The sequence below is a fragment of the Belliella buryatensis genome (assembly GCF_900188245.1).
Classification (GTDB): Bacteria; Bacteroidota; Bacteroidia; order Cytophagales; family Cyclobacteriaceae; genus Belliella; species Belliella buryatensis.
On record NZ_FZOK01000048.1, the window covers coordinates 1 to 1,285 of the forward strand.

1 protein-coding gene is annotated in these 1,285 nt (G+C 38.2%); it reads right to left on the bottom strand.

Annotated elements, in window-relative coordinates; all coding sequences use genetic code 11:
• Positions 1–5: 5 nt before the first annotated feature.
• Positions 6–1,223, bottom strand: a complete 1,218-nt coding sequence (locus CHB66_RS16760) for an ISL3 family transposase (RefSeq protein ID WP_089242557.1) — start codon at positions 1,221–1,223, stop codon at positions 6–8.
• Positions 1,224–1,285 lie beyond the last annotated feature (62 nt).

Consider the following 1,285-nt stretch of genomic DNA (forward strand, 5'->3'; position numbering starts at 1 on the left):
AGGCTCTAGGTGGAATATAGTGGGTAGTCGAATTTGAGTTTTCCAGAGATGAAGTAAATCATGTTGATAAAGTTGGAGATATTCCTATAACCTCTTGCTCTTTTTTTTGCCAATTGGATTTTTGAATTAATACCCTCGAGTATGCCGTTTGTCAAATTGGTTTCTGTATAGGTTATGATCCCGAACCAATGTGCTTGAATTGTCTTTACAGCATCAATAAATGGAAAGATTCCGGATTCTTTCACAAGGTCACACCAATATGCTAGATAAGCTGTTGCCTCTTCTTTATCCTTAAAAGTCCAGAATTCATTGAATAGCTCCTTTAATCTGTAAGCATTTGCCAAGTTTGGCATCAGCATCAGAATATTGTATTTATCTTCTTTGGCACTTTCACTTAGGTTTCGGTTATTTTTCAGGAATGTATATTTATATCCCTTCAACATAGCAAACTCCTTTCGCTCAAGTTTTCGAACTTTATCCATAGCCTCATTGATGAATTTGACAATGTGGAATTTATCAAAAGTAATCGAAGCATCCTTGAAGTTATGTAGAATTCCTGATACGAATGCAGGTGACATGTCTATACAGGTTTGTCTTATCTGTTCTCTTTTACAGCCCTTATTTTCAAGATGTTTAGCAACTTTGTCAATTGTATCCGCACCTTTTCCAGGCACTGCATAGACTACTTTCCGTTCGTCCATATCAACAGCTACAGTAACGTAAGAATGGCCTTTCTTGGAGGATGTTTCGTCTATTCCCAATATCTCAATTCCTGAATGATCTGCAGACTTATGGGCCTTGTTGATCCAATATGAAAACACGTTCCATATGCGTTGGGGGTATACATCCATAATGTCAGCTGCTTTGGTTACAGGCATTTCAGACTCAATGAGCAGCATACTGTAAGCCTCAAACATTAGCGTAAAACCACTGCCAGGACGCGCCCATGGAACCTTAACGGTCTCAGTTTTGCCATCCGCTGTTTGTATTCTTGGAACCCTTGCATGCAAAAAACATTTATGCTGAAAAAAATTGAGATGTTGCCATGTTCTTTCAACAGTATCGTGGGTCTTACCTCCATGGAATTTGTGTCCCCTTTCAAAATCAATATGAATATCTATCTGACCTTGATTTACTCCATCAGGTTTAGTCATTACTATTTCTTTTATCTGCCAAGGCTTCTCCAAGCCAAGCGCCATCTCAAAAATCTGGTTGCTGTTCATCAAACAAATTTAAGACTTTCTTGACTTTTGTTTCAGTTACCCACTACAAATCATATAGAGCC